Origin of the sequence: Actinomadura graeca (assembly GCF_019175365.1) — a bacterium.
Classification (GTDB): Bacteria; Actinomycetota; Actinomycetes; order Streptosporangiales; family Streptosporangiaceae; genus Spirillospora; species Spirillospora graeca.
This window is the reverse complement of record NZ_CP059572.1, coordinates 7,613,419-7,635,539: the sequence shown is the minus strand read 5'-3', so window position 1 is coordinate 7,635,539 and position 22,121 is coordinate 7,613,419. Positions and strand designations below refer to the sequence as shown.

Genomic DNA, 22,121 nt, shown 5'->3' with positions numbered 1-22,121 from the left:
GTTTCAGGGTGTCCGGGAGTGCCGCCGCGTCCGCCGGCGCGACCGGGCACACGTCAATTGGGGGAGCGGAGGCCGTCATGCCGGAGCTGTCGGTCACTCCGGAGTCGTCGAAGGAGCCGGCCCCGTGAATCGCCGTGGCAATGGACTGTCAGCCGACACCTACGCCCCACTGGTCGACCTCGCCCCGCATCTCGCCGACGCGATGCTCGCGGCGCTCGGCGAGGCCGGCGTGGCCGCCTACGCCGCCTCGCCGTCCGACCTCGCCGAACTGGCCGACCTGCCCGACCTCGCCGCCGCCGAGCCCCCGTCCGGCGACGTCCTCGACCGGCTCTACGTCGACGTCGACATGAAACCCGCCGCCGAGGGCATCCTGCGCGCCCACCTCGCCCACCTCCGCGACGCCTCCGCCCGCGGCGCCGACACCGACACCGACCTCGCCGGCGACCCGCCCGCGCCCGACGCCGAGACCCCCGAACGCGACGAGGACGCCATCTGGGCCGAGATCGTCGCCGGGTTCGACACCACCCCCGAGGACGGCGACACCCCCTGGCCCGATCAGGAGAACATCGACGAACCGGGCGAACCCCCGGACGAGGGCGACGACCGCACCGGCCGCCTCCCCCGCGTCCGCATGATCAAACCGACCGAGACCGCCGACCTGCCGCCCGACCCCGACGACGAGGGCCACTACGTCCCGCCCCCTCCCCCGCCGCTCCCGAGCGCCGACCCCCTCACCAAGGGCGCCTGGATCGCCCTCGTCGGCGGCCCCGTCTACCTCCTCATCACCGTCATCCTCGACTGGGAGGTCCCCGGCTGGGCCGCCTTCCTCGCCGTCGCCGCCTTCATCGGCGGCTTCGTCACCCTCGTCCTCCGCATGGGCGACGAACCCCGCGACCCCGACGACGGAGCAGTCGTCTGACCGGTTCTTTCGCGGTCAGGTCTTCGGGGGGTCGGGGAGGTTCAGGGTGGCTTGGACGGGGCGGTGGTCTGTGGCCTGGGGGTAGTCCTCGGCGGGGTGCGCCGGGACGCCGCAGGTGACGACCTCTATCGTCGTGTCGGCGAAGACGGCGTCGATGCGGCGGCGGGGGTTGCGGGAGGAGAAGGTCAGCTCCTCGCCTTCCGGGGCCACCGCGTAGGCGTCCTGGAAGCGGTCCGTGAAGAGGGTCCACGTGGGACCGCCGGGTTCCTCGTTGATGTCGCCGGTGAGGACGACGGGGGCGTCGTGGCGGCGGCGGGCGCGGTCGAGGTGGGCGAGGACCTCGGTGGCGTGCCTGCGGCGCGGGGCGGTCATCAGGTCCAGATGGGTGCAGGCGGCGACGAGGCGGGTGCCGGCCGTCTCAAGGACGGCGATGGCCAGGGCGCGGCGGTGCAGGCCGGGGACGGGGCTGAGCAGGTGGAACTCGCGGCCCACGCGGCGGACGCGGGGGGCCGTCAGGATCGCCAGGCCGCAGGCGCGGCGGCCCGCGGCGATGTCCATGCCGCAGTCGCGGGCCAGGCGGCGGCGTTTGACGCGCCAGTCCCAGAAGCGCGGGACCTCCTGCAGGCACAGGACGTCCGGGTCCAGGGCGCGGACGACCCGGGCCACGGCGGCGGGGTCGTCGCGCAGGGACCGGACGTTGTAGGTCAGGACGCGGACCGGGGTCACACGACCGCGTCCTGGCGGGGCCGGGCGCGGGCGAGGTCGGCGGCGCCGACGATGCCCGCGGCCGAGCCGAGCTCGGCGATGCGGATGTCGGGCAGCGGGCGGTGCCCCCGGCCGGTCAGCGCGTCCTCGAACGCGCCGCGGACCGGGTCCAGGAGAAGGTCGCCGGCGTCGGAGAGGCCGCCGCCGATGATGAAGGCGCCCGGGTCCAGGATGGCGCTGAGGTCGGCGAGGCCCTGGCCCGCCCAGTGCGCGACGGTGCGGAAGCACTCCAGCGCCGCCTTGTCGCCCTCCCGGGCCGCCTGCGTCACCTCGGGGCCGCTGATGCCGTCGGGACGGCCGTCGCCGAGCTCCAGGAGGCGGCCCGCCATCGCCGGGGCGACGCGGGCGAGGTCGCGGGCCTCGTGGACGAGGGCGTTGCCGCTGGCGTACTGCTCCCAGCAGCCCCGGTTGCCGCAGCCGCAGCGCCGCCCGTCGGGGACGACCCGGAAGTGGCCCATCTCCGCGCCGATGCCGAACTGGCCCCGGTAGAGCTCCCCGTTGATGATGATGCCGCCGCCGATGCCGGTGCCGAGCGTCACCAGGACGATGAAGTTCTCGCCGCGGCCCGCGCCGAACCTCGCCTCGCCCCACGCGGTGGCGTTGCCGTCGTTCTCGACCACGACCGGGAGCCCGACGAGGCTCTCGACCTTCTCCTTGATCGGCTCGTCCCGCCAGGCGAGGTTGGGGGCGAACAGCACGGTGGAGCGCGTCTCGTCGACGAAGCCGGCGGTGCCGAGGCCGACCGCGGAGACGTCCTCGAACTTGCCCTTGAGGAGGTCGACGACCTCGGCGATGACCTCGGCGGTCTCCTTGGGGTTCGTCGAGGGGGTCGGCCTGCGGACCTTCTCCAGGATCGTCCCCCGGTCGTCGACGACCCCCGCGGCCACCTTCGTGCCGCCCACATCCACGCCGATGGTCAGGGCCATGTAATGCTTCCTCCTCCTCACGTGCCCCTGCCGGAGCCCGTACCGCACTACTCGTTGGGGTCGCCGCCGGTGGCCGCCGACCACGCGTCGCCCCGCCCGGGGACGCGTCCGCCGGACGGCGGGCCCGACCGCTCGGACGTACCCGCCCGAGGGGGCGCCGACGCCTTCCCGCGCGTGCGGTCGAAAGCGGCCACGACGTCCAGCGCCGCCGCCAGCAGCGACCGGCCCGCCTCCCGCACATGGCGGCCGACGTCCGCGCCCGCCTCACGCCGGGCCGCAATCACTCGACATATCGGGCAATCACGGCATTCGGCGGCTCCGGTGGCGATGCCCGGGGCGTCCTCGGCGGTCGCCCGGCCCCACACGTCGCCGGCGGGATCGCCGCCGGGATCGCGTCCGCCCATCCGCCTGCGCAGCGCGTCGAAGAGCTTGGCCGCCTCGTCGAGGACGTCGCCTGGCTGCTCGGTCATGACAACATCTTCCATCCCTTGTCGGCGTGAAACGGTATCGCCCCCACGACCTGGCGAGAAGCGCTCAGCGCTCCAGGTGCCGCTTGAGTCCCTTGAGCGCGGAGTCGATGATCCGTTTCTCGCCCTTGCGCCGGACCATGCCGATCATGGGGACGCGGACGTCCACGGTCAGCTCGTAGGTGACCTCGGTGGCGCCGCCCGCGTCGGCGAGCGCGTAGGAGCCGTGCAGGCCGGTCACGACGTTGCCCTTCTCCACCAGGTCCCACGTCACCCGGTCGTCGCCCTCCCAGGTGTAGGCGAGGCCGACGGTGTCGCTGAACGGGCCGCCGTCGAAGGTCAGCCGGGCGCGGGCGGCGCGCCCGTCGGGGCCCGTCTCCTGGACGGTGAACTCCCGGATCCCGCTGGCCCACCGGGGGTAGCCCTCCAGATCGGCGATCACCGCCATGATCTCGGGCCTCGGGGCCTTCACCGTGATCGAAGAGCTCGTTCGGTCGGCCATCTGCATCCCTCCGGCTGTGTCCTCCCAGAATGTATCCCTCAGACCGACAGGACGTAGGGCGCCCCACTGGCCCTGAAGTGGCCCACGTTGACGCATTCGGTCCGGCCGATGCGGATCCGGCGTGCGAGCGGCTGGTGGACGTGCCCGAACAGCACGTACTTCGGCCGCGTCCGGCGGATCGCGTCCAGGATCGCCTCGCTGCCCCGCTCGAACCGGCGCGCCACCGTGTCGTACAGCAGCTCCGGGACGGCGGGCGGGATGTGCGAGCAGAGCACGTCCACCGCGCCGACCGCCTCGACCTTGGCCGCGTACTCCTCGTCGTCCAGCTCGTAGGGGGTCCGGTACTCGGTGCGCAGCCCGCCGCCCACGAACCCGAACGTCAGGCCGCCCAGCTCGGTGGTCTCACCGTCTAGGACGTGGTGGCCGTCGCGCAGGTGCGCGCCCCACATGCGGGGGATGTCGACGTTGCCGTAGGTGAGATAGGCGGGGGTGGGCATGGCCGCGAACAGCTCCGCGTACTGCCGGTCGACCGCCCGCTCGATGTGCGGCCACGCCTCGCCGTCGAGTCCCGCCCACAGCGCGCGGGAGAACTCGCGGGCCTCGCCGAAGCGCCTGAGCGTCCGCAGCTCGATGAAGCGGTCGGCGTTCTCCCGGCCGAACAGCTCCGCGAAGATCCCCTGCGCGTGGTCGGAGTAGTCGATGAACAGGAGCAGGTCCCCCAGGCAGATGAGCGCGTCGGCGCCGTCGCCGGCGCCGCGCAGCGCCTCCGCCCGGCCGTGGACGTCGCTCACCACGTGGATCCTCATGAACCGACTCTAATAGGGCCGGCCTGGGACGAATACGCCGCCGGAGTCAGCCGGCGGCGGCGGCGACCAGGGAACGCCAGTCGCCCACCAGCGCGGGGTCGACGGGGGCGTCCCAGCCGCCGTCGGGCCGGACGGCCGTGCCCACGTGGAACGCGGTGACGCCCGCCGCCGCGAGGAGCGCGACGTGCTTGCGGCGCAGCCCGCCCCCGGCCATGATCATGCGGGCGGAGTCACGGTCCTCGGCGGCGCGCCGGACGAGGACGTCCACGCCGGTGTCCACACCGCGCGGGGAGCCCGCCGTGAGGACGGTGTCGAGGCCGCCGCCCAGGTGCCGGACGGCGTCCCACGCCTGCGCGGGGTCGGCGGCGTGGTCCACGGCCCGGTGGAACGTCCACGGCAGGGGGTCGGCGACGGCGGCGAGCTTGCCGGTGGCGGCCACGTCGACGTGGCCGAGGGGGTCCAGGAAGCCGAGCACGAAACCGTCCGCGCCCGCCCGGGCGAGGGTGCCCGCGGCGTGCCGCAGCCGGTCGAGCTCGGCGCCGGTGGTGCGGAATCCGGCGTTGGCCCGCAGCATCACCCGCAGGGGCAGGGACGTGGCCTCGCGGATCGCCTCGACGACGTCCGGATCGGGGGTGAGCCCGTCGGCGGCCATGTCGGCGACGACCTCGATCCGGTCGGCGCCGCCGTCCTGCGCGGCGCGCGCGTCGTCGGCGGTCAGCGCGATCACCTCGAGCAGCGACATGGCGATCCCCCGAATCCCAGATGTCCGGCCAGACCAGGGTAGGCCAACCCGCGCCGCCGTCCCGGGGGCGACCGGCCCGTCTTTGCCCTGCCGTTAACCTGGGGCGCGAGGGAGCGGCGTGCGCGTGACCGGCGGACGTCTTCCCTACTCGTGGGTATCATCGGCGTCGGAGGAGCCGGAGAGGCTTGTCCGCCGTCCCGGAAGCCCGATGACAGGAGTGGGCCGTGCGCGAGCTCAGCGTCCCCGCGATGGTGGAGGTCCCCGACTCCGCCAATCTGACCGACGCGCCCTTCAGCCGTGCCGCCGAGGACCCCGGCGCCATCGTGCTCCGCCGCCGCGCCGTCGGCGCCTGGAGCGCCGTCACCGCCGCCGACTTCGCGGCGGAGGTGACCGGGGTGGCCAAGGGCCTGGTGGCCGCGGGGATCGAGCCCGGCGACCGGGTGGGGCTGCTGTCGCGGACGCGCTACGAGTGGACGCTGCTCGACTACGCGATCTGGGCGGCGGGCGCGGTCGCGGTGCCGATCTACGAGACGTCCTCGGCCGAGCAGATCGAGTGGATCGCCGGCGACTCCGGCGCCAAGGCCGTGTTCGCCGAGACCGCGGCGCACGTCACGGCGGTCGAGGAGGTCCGGGGTTCGCTCCCGGGTCTCGCCCACGTCTGGGGCATCGACACCGGCGGGGTCGCCGAGGTCGTCCGGCTCGGCAAGGAGGTCCCGGACGACGCGGTGGCCGAGCGCCGCGCCGCCCGCGGCGCCGACGACACCGCCACCCTCATCTACACCTCGGGCACGACCGGGCGCCCCAAGGGCTGCGAGATCAGCCACGGGAACCTCGTGCGGACCGCCCGCAACGCCATCCAGGGCGCGATCTCCGAGGTCACCGTCGAGGGCAGTTCCACGCTGCTGTTCCTGCCGCTGGCGCACGTGTTCGCGCGCCTCATCGAGGTCGCGTGCGTCGAGGGCGGCATCGTCCTCGGGCACAGCGACGTCCCGAACCTGCTGCCCGACCTCGCGACGTTCCGCCCCACGTTCCTGCTGGCGGTGCCCCGCGTGTTCGAGAAGGTCTACAACGGCGCCGAGCAGCAGGCCGCGGCGGGGGGCAAGGCCAAGGAGAGGATCTTCCAGGCGGCGGCCGCCACCGCCATCGCCTACAGCCGGGCGCTGGAGTCGGGCCGCCCGGGCCTCGGCCTGAGGGCCCGGCACAGGGTGTTCGACGCGCTGGTGTACCGCAAGCTGCGCGCGGCGGTCGGCGGGCGGGTGGAGTACGCGGTGTCGGGCGGCGCCGCGCTGGGCGAGCGGCTCGGCCACTTCTTCCGCGGCGTCGGGATCACGATCCTGGAGGGCTACGGCCTCACCGAGACGACCGCGCCGGTGAGCGTCAACCGCCCCACAGCGATCAGGATCGGGACGGTGGGCGGGCCCATCCCGGGGGTGGACGTGCGGATCGCCGAGGACGGGGAGGTCCTCGTCCGCGGCATCAACGTCCTGCGCGGCTACTGGAACAACGAGGCCGCCACCAAGGAGGCCCTGGAGGACGGCTGGTTCCACACCGGCGACCTCGGCTCCCTGGACTCCGACGGGTTCCTGCGGATCACCGGCCGGAAGAAGGAGATCCTGGTGACCGCGGCGGGCAAGAACGTGGCGCCCGCCCCGCTGGAGGACGGCCTCCGCGCGCACCCGCTGGTCAGCCAGTGCCTGGTCGTCGGCGACGGCCGCAGGTTCGTCGCCGCGCTGGTCACCCTCGACGAGGAGGCGCTCGGCCCCTGGAAGCAGCGGCACGGCAAGCCCGCCGCGATGACGGCGGGCGAGCTGCGCCGCGACCCCGACCTCACCGCCGAGATCGACGCCGCGGTCGCCGCGGCGAACCGGCCCGTCAGCCACGCCGAGGCGATCAAGAAGTACGCCGTGCTCGACGTGGACTTCACCGAGGAGGCGGGGCACATGACGCCGAGCCTGAAGGTCAGGCGCGCCGTGGTGATGCGGGACTTCGCCGACGAGATCGACGCCCTCTACGACACCTGATCCGCACCGGACCCGCCGGACCCGCCCTGCCCCAGGCGGGCGACGGCGTCCCGGATGGGCGTGTCCCCGTTGAGGAGGTCGAGGGTGCGGTGGCGGACGGCGGGCGCGTCGAGCAGCGCGACGACGGTGGCCGCCACGTCGTCGCGGGTGACCGCGCCCCGTCCGAGCGGCGGCCCGGCGAGCGCGACGAGGCCGGTGCCGGGGTCGTCGGTGAGGCGGCCCGGACGCAGGATCAGCCAGTCCAGGGCGTCGCGGGAGCGCAGGTCGTCCTCGGCCTCGCCCTTGGCCCTGATGTAGGCGGCCCAGACCTCGTCGCGGCCCGGGGCGGGCGGCGCGCCCGCGCCCATCGCGGAGATCTGGACGAAGCCGCGGACCCCGGCGCGCTCCGCCGCGTCCGCGAGCAGCACCGAGGCGGCCCGGTCGACGGTGTCCTTGCGCGCGGTGCCGCTGCCGGGCCCCGCCCCGGCGGCGAACACCACCGCGTCCGCCCCGGTCACCACGTCGGCGACCGCCCCGGCCACCGCCGACTCCAGATCGCACACGACCGGCCCGGCGCCGGCCGCGCGCACGTCCCCGGCGTGGGCCGGGTCGCGGATGACGCCCAGCACGGTGTCCCCCCGCGCGGCCAGCAGCCGCGACAGCCGCAGCGCGATCCGCCCGTGCCCGCCCGCGATCACAACGTTCATACCGGCGATCCTACGGACCGGGGCGGCCGGGGTCGCGCGGGCGCGGCCGGTGAGGGGCGCCGGGGGGACGTCCTCACCGGCCGCGGGCTCGGTCGGCGCTCGCGCTCAGCAGCGGCGCCCGGAGTTGATGCAGCCGACGGCCTGCTGCATCAGGTTGCGCGACATCACGTTGATGAAGTCGGCGTGGTCGGTCACCGGGTCGTGCAGCTGCTCGGGGAAGCTGTCCAGCGCGAACGCCTGCGCCCGTGCCGGCACGTTGTAGGTCAGCGTCATCTGCAGCTGCGGGACGGGCCGCCGTCCCGGCGGGCACGCGCCCGTCCGCTCGTCGGCGAACAGCACGTGGTCGCGGTGGTTGGCGCTGTCGGAGTTGCGGCCGTCCCAGCAGCTCGGGAATTCCAGGACCCGCGCCACCTGGCTGCCCTGCGGGCAGAGCGGGTACCTGTCGGTGAAGCCGCGGTTCAGGAACCCGGTGCAGGACCACAGGGCCTTGGCGTTGGCCGTGCCGTTCGTCCCCGCCTTGGCGTCTCCCATGAGGACGCGCATGAAGGGGGGCATCGCGGTCACCTTGCTGCGGGCGTTGCCGTTGAACTGCAGTTGAACCGACGACGGCGTGACGACCGAGCCGATGTTGCCGTCCGCCGTGCTCTGGCGCGCCGCGGCCGAGTTGTCCCGGCCGGCGCGGAGCCGCATCACCGGCCAGTAGTAGGTGGACTTGTCACCGTTGGTACAGGTCGTCCCGGACGCGGCGAGGCTCTCGTCGGTGGAGAATCCGTCGGTCGACTTGTTGCCCACGTAGTCGTGCGTGTGGTGCGCGCCGTTCTGGACGCCGGGGGCCACGATGACGTTGTCGGGGTTGCTGTGCTTCTGGCCCTCGTTCCGCCCGCACTTGGACGTGAACGTGCCGGCGGAGCCGCGCTGGCCGTTCGCCGCCCGCGGCAGCGCGGGCGCCTTCCGGATGTCGGCGAACAGGGCGCGGCTCAGGCCCTGGCCGCCTCCTCCCTGCCCGGGGCCGGCGAAGTTCTGCGGGTCCCGGCTCCGGCCGCCGTTCCACCGCCCGTTCCCGTCCTGGCCGTCGCCGGTCCGGCCGCCGTCCGGGTCCTGCCCGGCTCCGCCGGGGTCCGCCGAACCGTCGCCCGGAACTCGCGGGACGCCGCCGGGGTCGCCGGATCCGCCTCCGCCGGGGTCGGTGCCGCCTTCACCAGGCGGCTCGGACGGGTCGGCGGCGAGCCCGGCGCGCTCACCGGGCCGCGGGGCCGCGGCACCGGCGGGAGCCGTCTCCACCGCCGTCGCGACAAGGACGAGCGCCGGGATCATCACGGCGAATGCCTTTTTCTTTCTTCTCATTGAGAGAACTCCCTTTATGCGGGGTGGGATGTTCGTCGGTGCTGCGTCGGTGCTTCCGTCAGTGCAGGGCGTTCTTGTCCACCAGGCCCGTGCTCTCCAGCAGCGACATATGGGTGTTGACGAACTTCATTCCACGTTCGGCGAATGCGCGGATCTCAGTGTTCTGGGTCTGCGCGCGGACCTTGGCGATGATGCCGAAGACCTGCCCGTGCGCGGAGCGCAGCCGCAGCACCCAGGTGCGGTCGTAGTCCGCCCCGAACTTGGTCGACATCTCCCGCAGATAGCTCTGCTGCGTGCCGTTGGGCTCGTTGGGCAGCAGCACGCCCAGGCGCTGCGCGGTCAGGCGCGTGTCGGCGTCCAGCTGCATGTGCTGTTGCATGATCATGGCGCCGACCTCCTTCACCCTGGGGCTGGCGGCGCGCTGCTGCGCCTGCTGGCCCGCGGGCATCTCCCACAGGCCGGCCTGGCGGACCTTCACCAGCAGGCTCCGGTCGAGGGCGCTGAGCGGACCCCAGCGCGTCTGCGTGGTGCCGCCGTCCCGCGCGCCGTCGGCGGTCGCGCCGTCGGCGGGCGCGGTGCCGTAGACCGGGCGGAGCACCACTACGAGGGCCGCTCCGACGGCGGCCACCGCGGCCAGCGCCAGGAGGCCGCGGGCGGGGCGGCGGCGCTTGCGCGCCCCCGCGAAGCCATAACTGCCGCGTTTTTTCCTCAAGGGATGTTCCCTCCTCTCGGAATGTCACCGGACGGACCCGGCGCGGGTCGCCAGGAGGTACGCACCACGCGGGGTCGGGGGTTCATCGGGATCCGTTCTTTTTTATTGTTAATCCGTGCCCGGAATTCACCGCGCGCGTCGGTCAGGAACGGCGGGCGGGGCTTCCCGGGACGCCTCCGGTGACGCGCAGCGCGAGGGCGGGGCACATGGCGACCGCCTTCTGCACGTCGCGTTCCATCCAGGCGGGGATGTCGGTGCCGAGCACCACCGGGAAGCCGTAGCGGTCGAGCTGGATCAGCTCCGGCACGAGGTAGGCGCACAGGCCGTGCCCGTCGCACCGGCTCCAGTCGATCGCCACCCTCCCCTCGTCACCGGTCGGGACGGGCAGCGGCAGCACCCCGAAGGTCGGCTGCCCGCACGTCCCGCCGTACCGGTGGACGTCGATGTCGGCGGTGAACGCCTCGACCGCCGAGAGGACGAACCTGGCGGTCCCGTCGGGGTGGGTGCAGGCGCCGCGGCCGCGCCCGACGCTCGCGGCGCGCCGGACGTCCTCGACCGTCCCCGACCCGTCCGACAGCGAGTTCAGCGACCGGACGACGTCGGGCAGCCCGAGCCGGCACGGCCCGCACTGCCCCGCCGACTGCGCGGCGAGGTAGGACGCGATCCGCGTGACCTCGCCGAGCGGGCAGGTGCCGCGGGTGAGCGGCAGGATGATCCCGGCGCCGACGGTGCCGCCGACCCGCCGCATGCCGGCGCGCGACAGCACGGCCTGCTGGACGCCGGCGGGGTCCAGCCACATGCCGTGGTAGCCGCCGACGAGCACGCCCGGCGACGGCGGGACCTCGCAGCGTTCCAGGACGGCCCGCAGCGGCGTGCCGAGCGGCGCCTCGACGACCTTGGTGCCGCCGACGGTGAGCAGCGTCGTGCCCGGCTCGTCCTCGGTGCCGGCCGAGGCGTACAGGTCGGGGCCGAGGGAGACCAGCACGGCGAGCTGCGCGAACGTCTCGGTGTTGGACAGCAGCGTCGGGAACCCGTCGACGCCGGAGTCGGAGGCGCGGACCTTGACGCCCGGCGGGATCGGGATCTCCCCGTTGATCGCGCGGATCACCGCGCCGCTCTCCCCGGAGATGAAGCGCTCGGTCAGCCGGACGACCCGGGCCGGCATCCGCCGCTCGCCGATGGCGGCCCGGACGGAGCGGGCGGCCTCGTCGTCCTCGACGGCCACCACGATCCGCTGCGTGCCGAGCGCGGACGCGGCGATCTGCGCGCCGTCCAGCACCAGGTGCGGGGCACGGCTGAGCAGGACCTTGTCCTTGGAGCTGCCGGGCTCGCCCTCGGCGCCGTTGACCACGACCACGGCGTCCTCGCTGGAGCCGCGGTCGCCGCGCTTCTCCCCCGGCAGCAGCGCCTCGTCGGAGCCGGGGTAGTTCACGCGGGCGGCGACGGCCATCAGCTTCCGCGCGAACGGGAAGCCGGCCCCGCCGCGGCCGCGCATGTCGACCTGCTCGGCCATCCGGACGATGTCGTCGAGCACGGGCGCGCGCAGCTTGCCGTGCACGGCCATGTGCCGGTCGAGGTCGAGCCGGTCGAAGCGGTCGAACCCGAGCGTCAGCCGGGGGCCGCCGATGTTGGTGACGGCGATGGCGGAGCTCATCGGAACACCTCGGTGTCACCGCCGCGCCGCTCGCGGGGCACGCGCATCCCGCGGGGGTCGGCGACGGTCGCGCGCGGGTCCTTGTCGCGCTCGGCGGCGCGCTCTCCCGCCAGCGCGTGCTCGCGGGCGCGGTCGGCGGCCATGGCGCGCTCGCGGGCGACGGTGCGCTCGCCGACGTCGTCCCCGACGCGCCGGACGTCGCGCGGCTTGACCACGACGATCATCCGGGCGAGCAGCGCGAGCGCGACGCCGCCGACGCTCATCACGTAGCTGAGCACGACCCAGTTCGCGGCGACCCGCCCGGCGGTGAGGCCGTGCACGATCGCCAGCGGCCAGGAGACGTAGGAGACGGCGTGCATCGACCGCCACACCCAGGGGTGGCCGCGGAACGCGAACCGCGCGCGCATCATCCCGGTGATCACGATGAGGACCATCAGCTCGAACGCGAGCGTGCCGAGCCCCACCGGGCCGACCCCGGGCACGACGATCTGCTCCGGGGTGGCGAGCCCGCCGAGGACCTTCACCGCGATGTGGGCGACGACCATCGCCATCGCCAGCACGGCGGAGGCGCGGTGCACGCCCTGGGCCATGACGCGGTGCCGGATGCCGAGGATGAGCCTGTCGGTGGCCAGCAGCCCGCTCATCACGGCGGCGGTCATCGCCAGCAGGGTGAAGACGCCCGCGTAGAAGGACAGGAAGTACTGCACCTTCGCCGCGATGACGGCGCCCGGCGGGGTCGCCGCGCCGACCAGGACCAGCACCGCGGCGGCGAGCACCGCGCGCAGCACCCAGCTCGGGATCACGGGATCATCACTGTTGCGTGTTCGCACCGCTCGGACTCCTCTTCTGTAGCGCGGGGAGCGCCGGAGCGTCCCCCGGGTCTGCGCCGTCCCCCGGCTCGGGGCCGGGGTCGGGCGGTGAGGGCGGGACGTCTGTGGCGGGGACCGCGCCGAAGTTGGGCAGCCGACCGCCGGGAAGGACCTGGAGTTCGCCGCGCTCCGCGTAGCCGAGAAGGGGCTTGGCCCGTTCCCGGAACGTCCATCCGCCGAGCAGCGCCCCGTCGAGGGGGACGCGCTCGGCGCCTCTGCGCAGGTCGAACTCGATTTCGGGACGGGCGGCGGGCGCCCCTCCGCAGGGCCGGTCGGAGCCGGTCCGGCCGAGGGGCTCGCCGCGCTGGACGACGCTGCCGTCGCGCAGCTGCGACACCGAGCGCACCCGGTAGTAGGTGGTGGCGAGGCCGCTGCGGTGGATCACCATGACGAGCGCGCGGCCTTCCTGGTCGGCGCAGAACCGGTAGAGCCGGCCCGCGCCGGAGGCGAGGACCCGGCCGTCCCCGCCCCAGAAGGCGAGGGAGCCGAGGGGGCGGACGGACGCGCCGCCGTCGCCGGTGCCCATCGACCAGGTGGTGCCGGACTTCCACGGCAGCATCAGCCCGTCGCCCTTCGTCCCGGCGTGGGACTGGACGATGGCCTGCGGGGCCGTGAGCGCGCCGTAGCGGCGCAGCAGCCGGCCCTCGTCCGCCGACATCACGGTCGCGGGCAGCCGCGCCAGCAGCCCGTCGAAGCCGCCGCCGCCCGACAGGGCGACCTTCCACCGGTCGTGGCGCCACTGCGCCGCGAAGAACGCGACCTCGGGGTTGGCTCCGCTGGTGTCGGGCACCGGGATCGCCGTCGTCCCGAACGCCCAGGTCTTGTCGGGGCTCGTGCGGGCCACCTGAACGATCGGCGGGCGGGTGGGCGCGGCGCCGTAGGTCTGCCGGGCGGCCGCGCCGCGCTCGGCCTGCGCGAGCCTGCGGACCTGCGCGGTGAGCGCCTGGACGTCGGGGCCCGCCGGGGCCCCGGGGGCACCGGACGGGGCGGGCCGCCGCGGGGGGTCCTCGCGGCGGCCGGGGGCCGCGCGCTCCTTGCGGTTCTTGGCGGGCCGCTCGGCGCTCGCCGGGCCGGACGCGCCGATGGTCCCGCCTTCCAGCAGGGCCCGCTCGGCGAGGCCGAGCAGCGACAGGCCGACGACGCACGACAGCGCGATGGCGCCGACGCTCAGCCGGTCGACGGGGCGGCGGCCGCCGCGGGGATGGGTGCGCGGGCGCGCTCGGGGGCCGGGGGGCCGTGCCTCGGACCGGGTGGACGGGCGGCGCCGTGTCTCCGGGCGCTGCCGGGCATGCCGCCTGCCCGCGGCATGCGGGTTCTCACGCCGGCGTCGCGGCCCGGGCCGCGGGGATCGCTGCCCGTTCTCGGCCCAGCCGGACTGTTCCGCCCACCAGGACCCTTCGGGCCACTGGGGCTCCTCGGCCCGGGTCCCTGGCGGGGGCCCCGGTCTCGACGAGGGGCGCGCGGGCGTGTCCGCCCACGGTGAAGCATGCGGATAGCTCCGGGACGCATGCCGGGTCTCGCGTCGCGCCATGCCCTCTCCTGTGGAGGAGGTGGAGGGCAGGGTGAACGCAGCCAGGCTCCGTGCCGCCCGGGCGGGGAGCCCGGCGGCCTGTTCCGCTGAGACATCGGGATCACGGCGCCGGGAGCCCGCTCCGCTCCCACCGCTCACCCACGGGCCCTGAGGGGACCCGCTCGATCACCCGGGAGCATACGCCCCGAAGGCCCTTCGGATAGGCGATGGCGAAAAATCGTTTCAGTCGGTGCCTTCCGCCGGGCCGCTTCCGGTCCCGGTACGCGCGTGCGTCACGGCGCGTTCACCCGCCGTGCCGGGCGCGCAGGAACCTGGCGGCCAGGGGGGCGGCGACCTCCGGCCCGGAGCCGCCCGCGGGGACGAGGACGGAGAACGCGACGCCGTCCTGGAACCCGATGAACCAGGCATGGGTGCCCTCGCCGAACTCGGCGGTGCCCGTCTTCCCGGCCGTCCCGCCCGGAAGCCCGGCGCCCGCCGCCGTGCCATCGGTGACGGCGGAACGCATCATCGCGCGCAAGGCCGCCGCGCCGGGGACGGGACGGGGCGGCGGTGTCCGCCCGCCGCCTTCGCGGATCCGCGCGGGCTCCAGGAGCCGGGGCGGCCGCCAGGAGCCGTCCGCCACGGCCGCGGCGACGGTGGCCATCAGCAGCGGGCTCGCCAGGACCTCGCCCTGCCCGATCCCCGCCTCCGCGAGCGCCGCCCCGCTGCGGATGCCGGGGAACGCGGGGGACGCGGCCTGCACGCCGGGGGTGAGCCGCTCGCCCCAGCCGAACCGCCCGGCGCTCGCGGCGAGGCCCTTCGCACCGGCCTCCTCGACGGCGAGGCGCGCGAACGTGGTGTTGCACGACTGCGCGAAGGCGTCGCGCAGGGTGGTGCGGCCGAGGGCGCGGTTGCGGTCGTTGTGGATGGTGCGCTGCCCGGTGACGACGACCGCGGGGCAGTCGGCGCCGGAGCCGGGGTCCATCCCGTCCGCCAGCAGGGCGCCCGCGGTGACCACCTTGAACGTGGAGCCGGGCGGGTACTCGGAGACGAACGCGCCGAGCCCCCCGAGGCCGTCGGCCACCGCGAGGATCTCACCGGTGGACGGGCGGATCGCCACGATCGACGCCTGGCGGCCCCCGACCGCCTCCTCCGCCGCCGCCTGCACGCGCCGGTCCAGCGTCGTGCGGACCTTCTCGCCGGGCTTCACGCCGAGGACCTTCACCCGCTGCGGCGGGCCGCCGCCGTCGCGGAGCTCGACGGCCCACCCGGTGCCGTCCTCGCCCTCCAGCCCGTCGGTGAGCGCGGTGAGGTAGGGGGCGAGGGGCCCGTCGCCGGAGAGGGCCTTGCCGTCGCGGGCCACCAGTGTCAGGGAGGGGACGGTCACCTGCGTCAGCGACCACGTCCCCTTCCCCTTCAGCCCGGGGTACAGGGTGGAGGGCGTCCACAGGACGCGCCAGCGGCCGTGCACCCGGCCGAGCCTCAGCACCGAGCGGAACGACCAGTCGCCGTGGAGGCCCACGTCCCGCGTGACCGTGAACTCCGCCTGCGCCGCGCCGGGGCCGGACCGGACGACGGGCCGGGGGGCCAGCGAGATCCTGGTGACCGACAGCCCGCGCGACAGCGCCCGGTGCTGGTCGGCGAAGTCGGCCGGCGGGTCGGCGACCAGCCCGCCCATGGTCTTCAGCGCTCCCCGGCCCCAGGCGTCGAAGTAGTCGGCGGCCGTCTTCTCGGGGCTGCCCTCGTCCTCGCCCGGCCAGAGCCAGACCGTGGCCGTGCCCGCCGCCAGAACCCCCGCCACCAGCACCGCGAGCGCGGCGGTACCCCGTGATCGCACGCGTCGTCCCCCCGCTCTGTCTGGGCGGAACTCGATCATCTCAGCTCCCGCCGCCGGTGCCTATGCCCCAAAAGTCGGACATTCGGCGCGGCAGGGGCGGACGGCTTAGCGTTGACTGATCCGTCCCTTAAGTCCGGTTTAACGCGGGTGCCGGGAGCCCCCCGGGCGCCTAGCTTCTGACACGTCGGCGACCGAACGGTGGCAGGAGGTGCCCCGCGATGTTGATCCCCCCGCCGGGGCCCGCCCACTCCGCCGCCCGTCGCCGCACACCCGGCCGTGCCGCGGCCGGGTGCCCGGCCGGGGCCGCGCCCCGCACTCCCGTCCACGCCGCATCCGATCCGGCCCCCAGGCCGGCCCTCCCACGGCGCCCAGGGGCGCCGGGCCGGCCGGCGCCCGGATCGCCTCCCCCCTCGGCAGGGGCGGCGCGTGGAACTGGTCTCCGGGAGCGGCGCGCGACCCCGGCCGGCCCGCCGGCCCCGAGCTGGGGGCCCCGCCCGCGGCGCGGGGGTGGGGTCCCCGTCCCGGGGCCGTGCGGGAGGCGGCCCGGCGTGCCGCGTCCCCGCGGCTGACGGCAGCGGGTCAGCAGGTCCAGGGCAGCCGGACGCCTTCCAGCTCCGGATCGGCCAGGACCGCCTCGACCAGCGCCGTCGGGCCGACCACCTTCGTGCCCCACAGGTCCCAGTCGCAGTACACGACCCACGACCGGTCGGCCGACCACAGGTCGGACGGGCAGCTCGACATCGCCGGATGGTCGTACAGGCGGGCCGCGTCGCCCAGCCGCCCCGCGAGCACGGTCTCGTTGTCCCAGTCGGCGGTGACGAGCGGGCAGTAGTAGGCCAGGCAGCGCGTGTCCGCGCCGGCCGGGCTGTGCCGCAGCAGGACCCTCATCAGCCGGTGCCAGCTCTCGCGGTCGAGGCAGCCCTCCGCGGGCGGCTGGATCGCCGCCGACCAGCTCCCGGCCGGGTGCCCCTGGCGCAGGCAGCGGTTGCCGGGCAGCTCCCCCTCCGGGACGACCGGCTCCCCGAACCCCCGCGCGAGCTCCCGCCACCGCAGGCGCCGCCAACCCGCGCCCGGGTCGCCGCTGCGCCCGAGCTCGGTGCCGGTGACGATCGCGCCCTCCAGCAGGTCGCCCACATCGCCCGGGGCCTCGGCCGCGGGATCGGCCGGCTCGATGAGCCCGGCCGCCGTCACCGACTGGTGGACGTCGTCGTGGGTGGTGGTGACCAGGCCCTCCTCCCACGCGTACATCGCGTGCAGGAGCCAGGCGGAGTCGGGGTTGCGCGGCGGCTCGAAACCCGAGTAGCAGTGGTCGGGATCGAGCTCGTGCAACCAGCGGGCGGCCTCCCCCGGAGCCCGGGCCCAAGCGTCCTCGATGTCCGCGTTCTCCATATCGGCATCCTGTCACCCCGGCCACATCCCGCGATACGCGGCATGACCTCAGGATTCCCACTCCTGACCGGGAGGCCACATCTCACTGCCCGAGAAATGCGCCGAGCCTGGCGGCCTGGAGGTCCCACCGCCATTCGCGCTCGACCCACGCGCGCCCCCGCCCCCCCATCGCCCGGGCCGCCGCCGGATCGGCGAGCAGCCCCGCGACCGCGGCGGCGACACCGGCCACCGAGCGGCCCGGCACGACGACGCCGGTCTCCCCGTCCAGGACGGCGTCGGGCGCGCCACCCGAATCCCCCGCGACGACCGGGACCCCCGTCGCCGACGCCTCCAGGTAGACGATGCCGAGCCCCTCCACGTCCAGGCCCCGGCGCCGGGTGCGGCACGGCATCGCGAAGACGTCGCCCGCGTCGTGGTGCGCCGGAAGCTCCTCCCACGGCACGCCGCCCGTGAACACCACCGAGCCGCCCACCCCGAGGGACTGCGCCAGCCTCCCGAGCTCCGCGCGGTACGGGCCGCCTCCCACCAGCAGCAGCGCCGCGTCCGGGACCTTCGCAAGGACGCGCGGCCAGGCATGGATGAGCGCGTCCTGGCCCTTGCGCGGCACCAGGCGCGACACGCACACCGCCACCGGACGATCGGACAGGCCGTGCCGCCGGCGGATCTCCTCGCCGCCGGCGCCGGGACGGAACGCCCCCTCGTCCACACCCGGCGCGAGCCGCGCCATCCGGGACGCCGCGTCCGGGGACAGGGCCCGCGCCATCCGGGACCGCGTGTACTCCCCCAGGTAGGTGAGCACGTCCACGCCGTCCCCGATGCGGCGCAGGACCCGGGCCGCCACCGGCAGCGACGCCCAGCCGGCCTCGTGCCCGTGGGTGATCGCGACCAGCCGCTCCGCGCCGCGCCGCCGCAGCGCCGGGGCCAGCAGCCCGAGCGGGGCCGCCGCGCCGAACACCACCGTGTCGCAGCGCTCCGCGCGCAGCACGTCCGCCGCCCGCCGCAGCACGCCGGGCACCGGCAGCATCAGCGTGCCCGGATGCCGGACGACCGGGAACGGCTGCCGCGCGTCGAACTCCGCCGCGCCCTTCCAGGCGGGGGCGTACACCACCACCGAGCCCTCGGGACGGCGGGCCGCCAGGCCGTGCACGAACGCCTGGATGCCTCCCGGGCGCGGCGGGAAGTCGTTGGTGACGAAAAGCGTCCTGGTCATCGCCGCCAGCATAGGAAGGGCCCGCCGCCGGACGTCCGGCGGCGGGCCCCTTCCCGTCCTCGTGGCGGGCCGGTCAGTGGCTGAGCTGCCGGGGCTCCTTGCCGCCCTCGACCTCGCCGTGCTCCTCGTGCCCGTGTTCCTCGACGGGGACGTCGTCGAACGTCCAGGCCCGGTTGAGGCGCGAGCGCAGGTGCCCGATCGGGCCCTTGGTGGCGGGCGCGGGGATGCCGTTGGCGTCCCGCGCGGGCGCCTCGGGCCGGGTGTTCTCCTTGGACAGGATGACCGCCCGCTCCTGCTCGCGCGCCGGCTCGTGCCGCTCGGTGTACTTCCCGTCCGGCGACATCATGATGATGCCGCTCTCCACGCCGTGCCCGATGACGGCCGCGTCCTTGCGCTGGAGCCCCAGGCAGATCCGCTTGGTGACGACGAACGCCAGGAACGGCCCGATGAAGATCGCGAACCGGAAGAACCACGTCGTGGCGAACAGCGACACGTGGAACTTGTCGGCGAGGACGTCGTTGGCGCCGGCGATCCACAGCAGCCCGTAGAACGTCACCGCCGCCATGCCCGTCGCGGTGCGGACCGGGGCGTTGCGCGGCCGCGTGTTGACGTGGTGATGGCGCTTGTCGCCGGTCACCCACGCCTCGACGAACGGCCAGGCCGCCGCGCCGCCGAAGATGATGCCGAGCGGGACCAGCGCCGGGATCAGCACGTTGAAGCTGACCGTGTGGCCCCAGGCGGAGACCTCCCAGTTCGGCATGATGCGCAGCGCGCCCTCCAGCACGCCCATGTACCAGTCGGGCTGGGAGCCCGCCGAGATCGCGCCCGGGTCGTACGGGCCGAACAACCAGATCGGGTTGATCTGGACGAACGCCCCCATCAGCGCGAGCACCCCGAAGGTGAACAGGAAGTAGGCGCCCGTCTTGGCCATGAAGACCGGGTAGAACGGGTAGCCGTACACCTGCTGCTCGGTCTGGTTCTTGACCGGCATCGCGGTGTGCTTCTGATGCCACATGATCATCATGTGCGCGGTGACGAGGCCCAGGATCAGGCCCGGGATCAGCAGGATGTGCAGCATGTACAGCCGCGGCACGATGTCCTGGCCGGGGAACTCCCCGCCGAACAGGAACATGTAGATGTAGGAGCCGACCAGCGGGATCGACTCCGCCACGCCCTGGGTGATCCGCAGGCCGGTGCCCGACAGCAGGTCGTCCGGCAGCGAGTACCCGAACAGGCCCTCCAGCATGCCGAGCGTGAACATCCCGATGCCGATGAGCCAGTTCAGCTCGCGCGGCTTGCGGTACGCGCCGGTGAAGAACACCCGGAGCATGTGCGCCAGGATCGACGCCATGAACAGGATCGCGGCCCAGTGGTGGATCTGCCGCATCAGCAGCCCGCCGCGCACGTCGAAGCTGATCTCCAGCGTGGACGCGTAGGCCTGCGACATCTTCACGCCGTTGAGCTTGGTGTACGAGCCGTTGTACACCACCTCCTGCATGCTGGGCTGGAACCACAGCGTCAGGAACGTCCCGGTCAGCAGCAGGATGATGAAGGAGTACAGGGCGATCTCGCCCAGCATGAACGACCAGTGGTCCGGAAAGACCTTCTTCATGTTCCGCTTGAAGAAGGTGGTGGAACCGAGGCGGTCGTCGAGGAAGGTCAGCGGTGCCTCGACCGCCTTCGGGGCTGTCGCCTCGCTCATCCGCGCTCCCAGAAGCTCGGGCCGATCGGCTCGTGGTAGTCGCTCGTGGCGACCAGGTACCCGTTCTCGACCGCCAGCGGCAGCTGGGGCAGCGGGCGGGCGGCCGGGCCGAACACGACCTTCGCCGCGTCGGTGGCGTCGAAGGTGGACTGGTGGCACGGGCACAGGATGTGGTGCGTGGTCTGCTCGTACAGGGCCGCCGGGCAGCCGACGTGCGTGCAGATCTTGGAGTACGCCACGATCCCGTTGACGTGCCAGTTCTCCCGGCCCTTGGCGGGCTTGAACTCGTCCTCGGGGATGTTGATCAGGATGGTGACCGCCTTGGCGGTCTGGGTGAGCACCTGGTCCTCGGGGACGAGCTCCTCGATGCCCTCCGGCAGGACGGTGATCATCGAGCCTGGCGCGGAGAAGTCGCTGACCTTGAGCGGCTTGTTGGTGCCGTCCACGACCAGCCGGACGCCCTTCTTGCCCTGCTTGCGGGCCTCCTCGACGGCCTCGGCCCAGAACGTGGTGCGCAGGCGCTTCTCCGGCAGCGGGCCGAGGTCGCGCAGCAGCACCAGCGGGGCCAGCCCGAGGGGCGCGGCCGCCAGCAGCAGCGTGCGGCGCAGCAGCGGCCGCTTGGTGATGCCGCTGTCGTCGGCGCCCTCCAGGAAGTCCCTGGTGAAGCCCGCGCGGGTCTCGGCGTCGGCGGCCAGCTCGTGCCGCTCCTGGACGATCGGCTTGCTCGTCATCAGGCGGCGGACCCAGATGGTGACGCCGATGGCGAGCGCCAGGAACGACAGGGCCATCATGCCGCCGAGCCAGAAGTTCGACTCCCGGGCCCGGCCGACCCCGTGCATGCCGCCGTCGCGGCCGCTCCAGCCGATGTAGTAGGCGATGAACGCCACGCTGCCGGCGAAGGCGAGCAGGAAGAACGCCGCGACGACGCGCTCGGCCCGCTTGGCCGCCGCCTCGTCCAGCTGCTCCCCCGCGCCCGCCGGCGCCGAGATGTCGTCCTCGGCGAGCAGCGCCTTGTCCCGCGCCGGGGACGGGGTGCCGATCACGCGCCCGCGCGCGCCCTCGCGGGGCTCCTTCGAGCCCGCGGTGTCCTTGTTCTCGTCGCTCATGGCTTCTTCAGCTTCTTCGGCTTCTTCGCGGTGATCCACATGGCCGCCAGCACCAGCAGGCCGATTCCGATCAGCCATCCGGCCAGGCCCTCCGACACCGGCCCGATGCGGCCGAGGCCGTTACCGCCCGGGTTCGGCTCCTCGCGCGTCTGGACGAGGTAGGCGATGATCGCCTGCTTGTCCTTGGGCGTGAGCGTGCTGTCGTTGAACACCGGCATGGCCTGCGGGCCGGTCAGCATGGCCTCGTAGATCTGGGTGGGCGTGACGTCGCTGTTGTTCAGCGGCGGGGCGTACTTGCCGCCGGTCAGCGCGCCGCCCTGGCCGGTGAAGTTGTGGCACTGGGCGCAGTTGGTGCGGAACAGCTTGCCGCCGAGCGCGACGTTCCCGGTCTTCGGGTCGACCGCCGAGGCCGGGGGGATCTCCGGCCCGCCGCCGAGAGAGGCGATGTAGGCCCGCAGGTCCGCCAGGTTCTTCTCCGCCTCGGCCTTCCGCCGCTCGGCCTCCTCCCGCTTCTCCTTCTCCTCGTAGTCGGTCTTGATCGAGGTGTCGAAGGGGGGGATCGGCTCCTTGCGCGGCATCTGCGCGCCGGGGTTCATCGCGGGCATCCGGCCCGTGCTGACCTGGAAGTCGACGGATGCGGCGCCCACGCCGATGAGGCTGGGGGCGATCGGCTTGCCCTTGCCGTCCTTGGTGCCCTCGGCGTTCAGCCCGTGGCAGCTGGCGCAGTTCTTGTTGAACAGCTGCTTGCCGTTCGCCAGGTCCTGCGCGGCATGGGCGGTGCCCTCCGCCTCGGCGCGGCCGGTCTGCGGCGAGAAGCCGGCGTAGATGACGCCGATCGCCGCCAGGGCCGCCAGCACGACGGCGTAGCCCGCCCACGGGCGCCGGCGCCATGCGGTGAACCTTTTCACGGAAATCCCCGTTCGGGTCATGTCGTCTGGTGGGTCGAGCAGGTCA

General features: G+C 74.2%; 20 protein-coding genes. 2 read left to right on the top strand and 18 right to left on the bottom strand.

Translation table 11 applies throughout. The features are described from left to right. Positions 1–124: 124 nt before the first annotated feature. Positions 125–919 carry a hypothetical protein gene (locus tag AGRA3207_RS33980; RefSeq protein ID WP_231331251.1) on the top strand — a complete coding sequence of 265 codons (795 nt, stop codon included), beginning with the start codon at positions 125–127 and terminating at the stop codon, positions 917–919. Positions 920–934: 15 nt separating this feature from the next. Here the strand turns inward: AGRA3207_RS33980 and AGRA3207_RS33975 are convergent, their stop codons facing one another. The 6 genes from AGRA3207_RS33975 to AGRA3207_RS33950 all read right to left on the bottom strand — a co-directional run bounded on the left by AGRA3207_RS33975 (position 935) and on the right by AGRA3207_RS33950 (position 5,127). Further along, positions 935–1,645 (bottom strand): endonuclease/exonuclease/phosphatase family protein, encoded by a 711-nt coding sequence (locus AGRA3207_RS33975; protein ID WP_231331250.1) that lies wholly within the window; start codon positions 1,643–1,645, stop codon positions 935–937. Continuing rightward, complete coding sequence (locus AGRA3207_RS33970; protein ID WP_231331249.1) at positions 1,642–2,610, bottom strand: ROK family glucokinase; 969 nt, start codon at positions 2,608–2,610, stop codon at positions 1,642–1,644. The genes AGRA3207_RS33975 and AGRA3207_RS33970 overlap by 4 nt, the downstream gene beginning before the upstream one ends. Positions 2,611–2,657: 47 nt before the next feature. Continuing rightward, positions 2,658–3,080 carry a hypothetical protein gene (locus AGRA3207_RS33965; protein ID WP_231331247.1) on the bottom strand — a complete coding sequence of 141 codons (423 nt, stop codon included), beginning with the start codon at positions 3,078–3,080 and terminating at the stop codon, positions 2,658–2,660. A 64-nt stretch (positions 3,081–3,144) separates the two neighbouring features. Next, on the bottom strand, positions 3,145–3,579 hold the full coding sequence (locus tag AGRA3207_RS33960) for an SRPBCC family protein (protein ID WP_231331245.1): 435 nt from the start codon (positions 3,577–3,579) through the stop codon (positions 3,145–3,147). Positions 3,580–3,617: 38 nt separating this feature from the next. Continuing rightward, positions 3,618–4,385: a metallophosphoesterase family protein gene (locus tag AGRA3207_RS33955; RefSeq protein ID WP_231331243.1), complete on the bottom strand. Its 768-nt coding sequence runs from the start codon at positions 4,383–4,385 to the stop codon at positions 3,618–3,620. A 46-nt stretch (positions 4,386–4,431) separates the two neighbouring features. After that, entirely contained in the window at positions 4,432–5,127 is a 696-nt protein-coding gene (locus tag AGRA3207_RS33950) for a copper homeostasis protein CutC (RefSeq protein ID WP_231331241.1), read from the bottom strand. Between the two features lie 224 nt (positions 5,128–5,351). Here AGRA3207_RS33950 and AGRA3207_RS33945 point away from each other — a divergent pair, with 224 nt between their 5' ends. Then, complete coding sequence (locus tag AGRA3207_RS33945) at positions 5,352–7,148, top strand: AMP-dependent synthetase/ligase (RefSeq protein ID WP_231331239.1); 1,797 nt, start codon at positions 5,352–5,354, stop codon at positions 7,146–7,148. On the opposite strand, the gene AGRA3207_RS33940 is transcribed toward AGRA3207_RS33945, so the two are convergent. The 12 genes from AGRA3207_RS33940 to qcrC form a co-directional block, all read right to left on the bottom strand. Further along, positions 7,136–7,834: an SDR family oxidoreductase gene (locus tag AGRA3207_RS33940; protein WP_231331237.1), complete on the bottom strand. Its 699-nt coding sequence runs from the start codon at positions 7,832–7,834 to the stop codon at positions 7,136–7,138. The two genes, AGRA3207_RS33945 and AGRA3207_RS33940, sit on opposite strands and share 13 nt — an antisense overlap. Positions 7,835–7,939: 105 nt before the next feature. Next, positions 7,940–9,178, bottom strand: a complete 1,239-nt coding sequence (locus tag AGRA3207_RS33935) for a DUF1996 domain-containing protein (protein ID WP_231331235.1) — start codon at positions 9,176–9,178, stop codon at positions 7,940–7,942. 58 nt (positions 9,179–9,236) lie between these two features. Continuing rightward, positions 9,237–9,890, bottom strand: a complete 654-nt coding sequence (locus AGRA3207_RS33930) for a DUF4142 domain-containing protein (protein ID WP_231331233.1) — start codon at positions 9,888–9,890, stop codon at positions 9,237–9,239. A gap of 142 nt (positions 9,891–10,032) precedes the next feature. Continuing rightward, positions 10,033–11,544, bottom strand: coding sequence for an NADH-quinone oxidoreductase subunit NuoF family protein (locus tag AGRA3207_RS33925; protein ID WP_231331231.1), 1,512 nt, complete (start codon positions 11,542–11,544; stop codon positions 10,033–10,035). Then, complete coding sequence (locus tag AGRA3207_RS33920; RefSeq protein ID WP_231331229.1) at positions 11,541–12,374, bottom strand: ferric reductase-like transmembrane domain-containing protein; 834 nt, start codon at positions 12,372–12,374, stop codon at positions 11,541–11,543. The genes AGRA3207_RS33925 and AGRA3207_RS33920 overlap by 4 nt, the downstream gene beginning before the upstream one ends. Next, on the bottom strand, positions 12,355–13,944 hold the full coding sequence (locus AGRA3207_RS33915) for a YML083C domain-containing protein (RefSeq protein WP_231331228.1): 1,590 nt from the start codon (positions 13,942–13,944) through the stop codon (positions 12,355–12,357). The genes AGRA3207_RS33920 and AGRA3207_RS33915 overlap by 20 nt, the downstream gene beginning before the upstream one ends. Before the next feature lie 283 nt (positions 13,945–14,227). After that, positions 14,228–15,760 (bottom strand): penicillin-binding transpeptidase domain-containing protein, encoded by a 1,533-nt coding sequence (locus tag AGRA3207_RS33910; protein ID WP_231331226.1) that lies wholly within the window; start codon positions 15,758–15,760, stop codon positions 14,228–14,230. 579 nt (positions 15,761–16,339) lie between these two features. Beyond that, entirely contained in the window at positions 16,340–17,149 is an 810-nt protein-coding gene (locus tag AGRA3207_RS33905; protein ID WP_231331225.1) for a hypothetical protein, read from the bottom strand. Between the two features lie 82 nt (positions 17,150–17,231). Continuing rightward, a complete protein-coding gene (locus tag AGRA3207_RS33900; protein ID WP_231331224.1) occupies positions 17,232–18,359 on the bottom strand; it encodes a glycosyltransferase family 4 protein in 1,128 nt (375 codons plus the stop codon). 73 nt (positions 18,360–18,432) lie between these two features. Further along, the gene (gene qcrB, locus AGRA3207_RS33895; protein ID WP_231331222.1) at positions 18,433–20,061 is read right to left on the bottom strand and encodes a cytochrome bc1 complex cytochrome b subunit; all 1,629 of its coding nucleotides are present in this window, start codon (positions 20,059–20,061) and stop codon (positions 18,433–18,435) included. Then, positions 20,058–21,167 carry a cytochrome bc1 complex Rieske iron-sulfur subunit gene (gene qcrA / locus AGRA3207_RS33890; RefSeq protein WP_231331220.1) on the bottom strand — a complete coding sequence of 370 codons (1,110 nt, stop codon included), beginning with the start codon at positions 21,165–21,167 and terminating at the stop codon, positions 20,058–20,060. Before qcrA ends, qcrB begins: the two co-directional genes overlap by 4 nt. Beyond that, positions 21,164–22,075 (bottom strand): cytochrome bc1 complex diheme cytochrome c subunit, encoded by a 912-nt coding sequence (qcrC, locus tag AGRA3207_RS33885; protein ID WP_231331218.1) that lies wholly within the window; start codon positions 22,073–22,075, stop codon positions 21,164–21,166. The genes qcrA and qcrC overlap by 4 nt, the downstream gene beginning before the upstream one ends. Positions 22,076–22,121: the final 46 nt, after the last annotated feature.

Coding starts and splice junctions, on each gene's coding strand:
- AGRA3207_RS33970 (WP_231331249.1), bottom strand. CDS start 2,610: ATGGCCCTGACCATCGGCGTGGATGTGGGCGGCACGAAGGTGGCCGCG.
- AGRA3207_RS33965 (WP_231331247.1), bottom strand. CDS start 3,080: ATGACCGAGCAGCCAGGCGACGTCCTCGACGAGGCGGCCAAGCTCTTC.
- AGRA3207_RS33960 (WP_231331245.1), bottom strand. CDS start 3,579: ATGGCCGACCGAACGAGCTCTTCGATCACGGTGAAGGCCCCGAGGCCC.
- AGRA3207_RS33955 (WP_231331243.1), bottom strand. CDS start 4,385: ATGAGGATCCACGTGGTGAGCGACGTCCACGGCCGGGCGGAGGCGCTG.
- AGRA3207_RS33950 (WP_231331241.1), bottom strand. CDS start 5,127: ATGTCGCTGCTCGAGGTGATCGCGCTGACCGCCGACGACGCGCGCGCC.
- AGRA3207_RS33940 (WP_231331237.1), bottom strand. CDS start 7,834: ATGAACGTTGTGATCGCGGGCGGGCACGGGCGGATCGCGCTGCGGCTG.
- AGRA3207_RS33935 (WP_231331235.1), bottom strand. CDS start 9,178: ATGAGAAGAAAGAAAAAGGCATTCGCCGTGATGATCCCGGCGCTCGTC.
- AGRA3207_RS33925 (WP_231331231.1), bottom strand. CDS start 11,544: ATGAGCTCCGCCATCGCCGTCACCAACATCGGCGGCCCCCGGCTGACG.
- AGRA3207_RS33915 (WP_231331228.1), bottom strand. CDS start 13,944: ATGGCGCGACGCGAGACCCGGCATGCGTCCCGGAGCTATCCGCATGCT.
- AGRA3207_RS33905 (WP_231331225.1), bottom strand. CDS start 17,149: ATGGAGAACGCGGACATCGAGGACGCTTGGGCCCGGGCTCCGGGGGAG.
- AGRA3207_RS33900 (WP_231331224.1), bottom strand. CDS start 18,359: ATGACCAGGACGCTTTTCGTCACCAACGACTTCCCGCCGCGCCCGGGA.
- qcrB (WP_231331222.1), bottom strand. CDS start 20,061: ATGAGCGAGGCGACAGCCCCGAAGGCGGTCGAGGCACCGCTGACCTTC.
- qcrA (WP_231331220.1), bottom strand. CDS start 21,167: ATGAGCGACGAGAACAAGGACACCGCGGGCTCGAAGGAGCCCCGCGAG.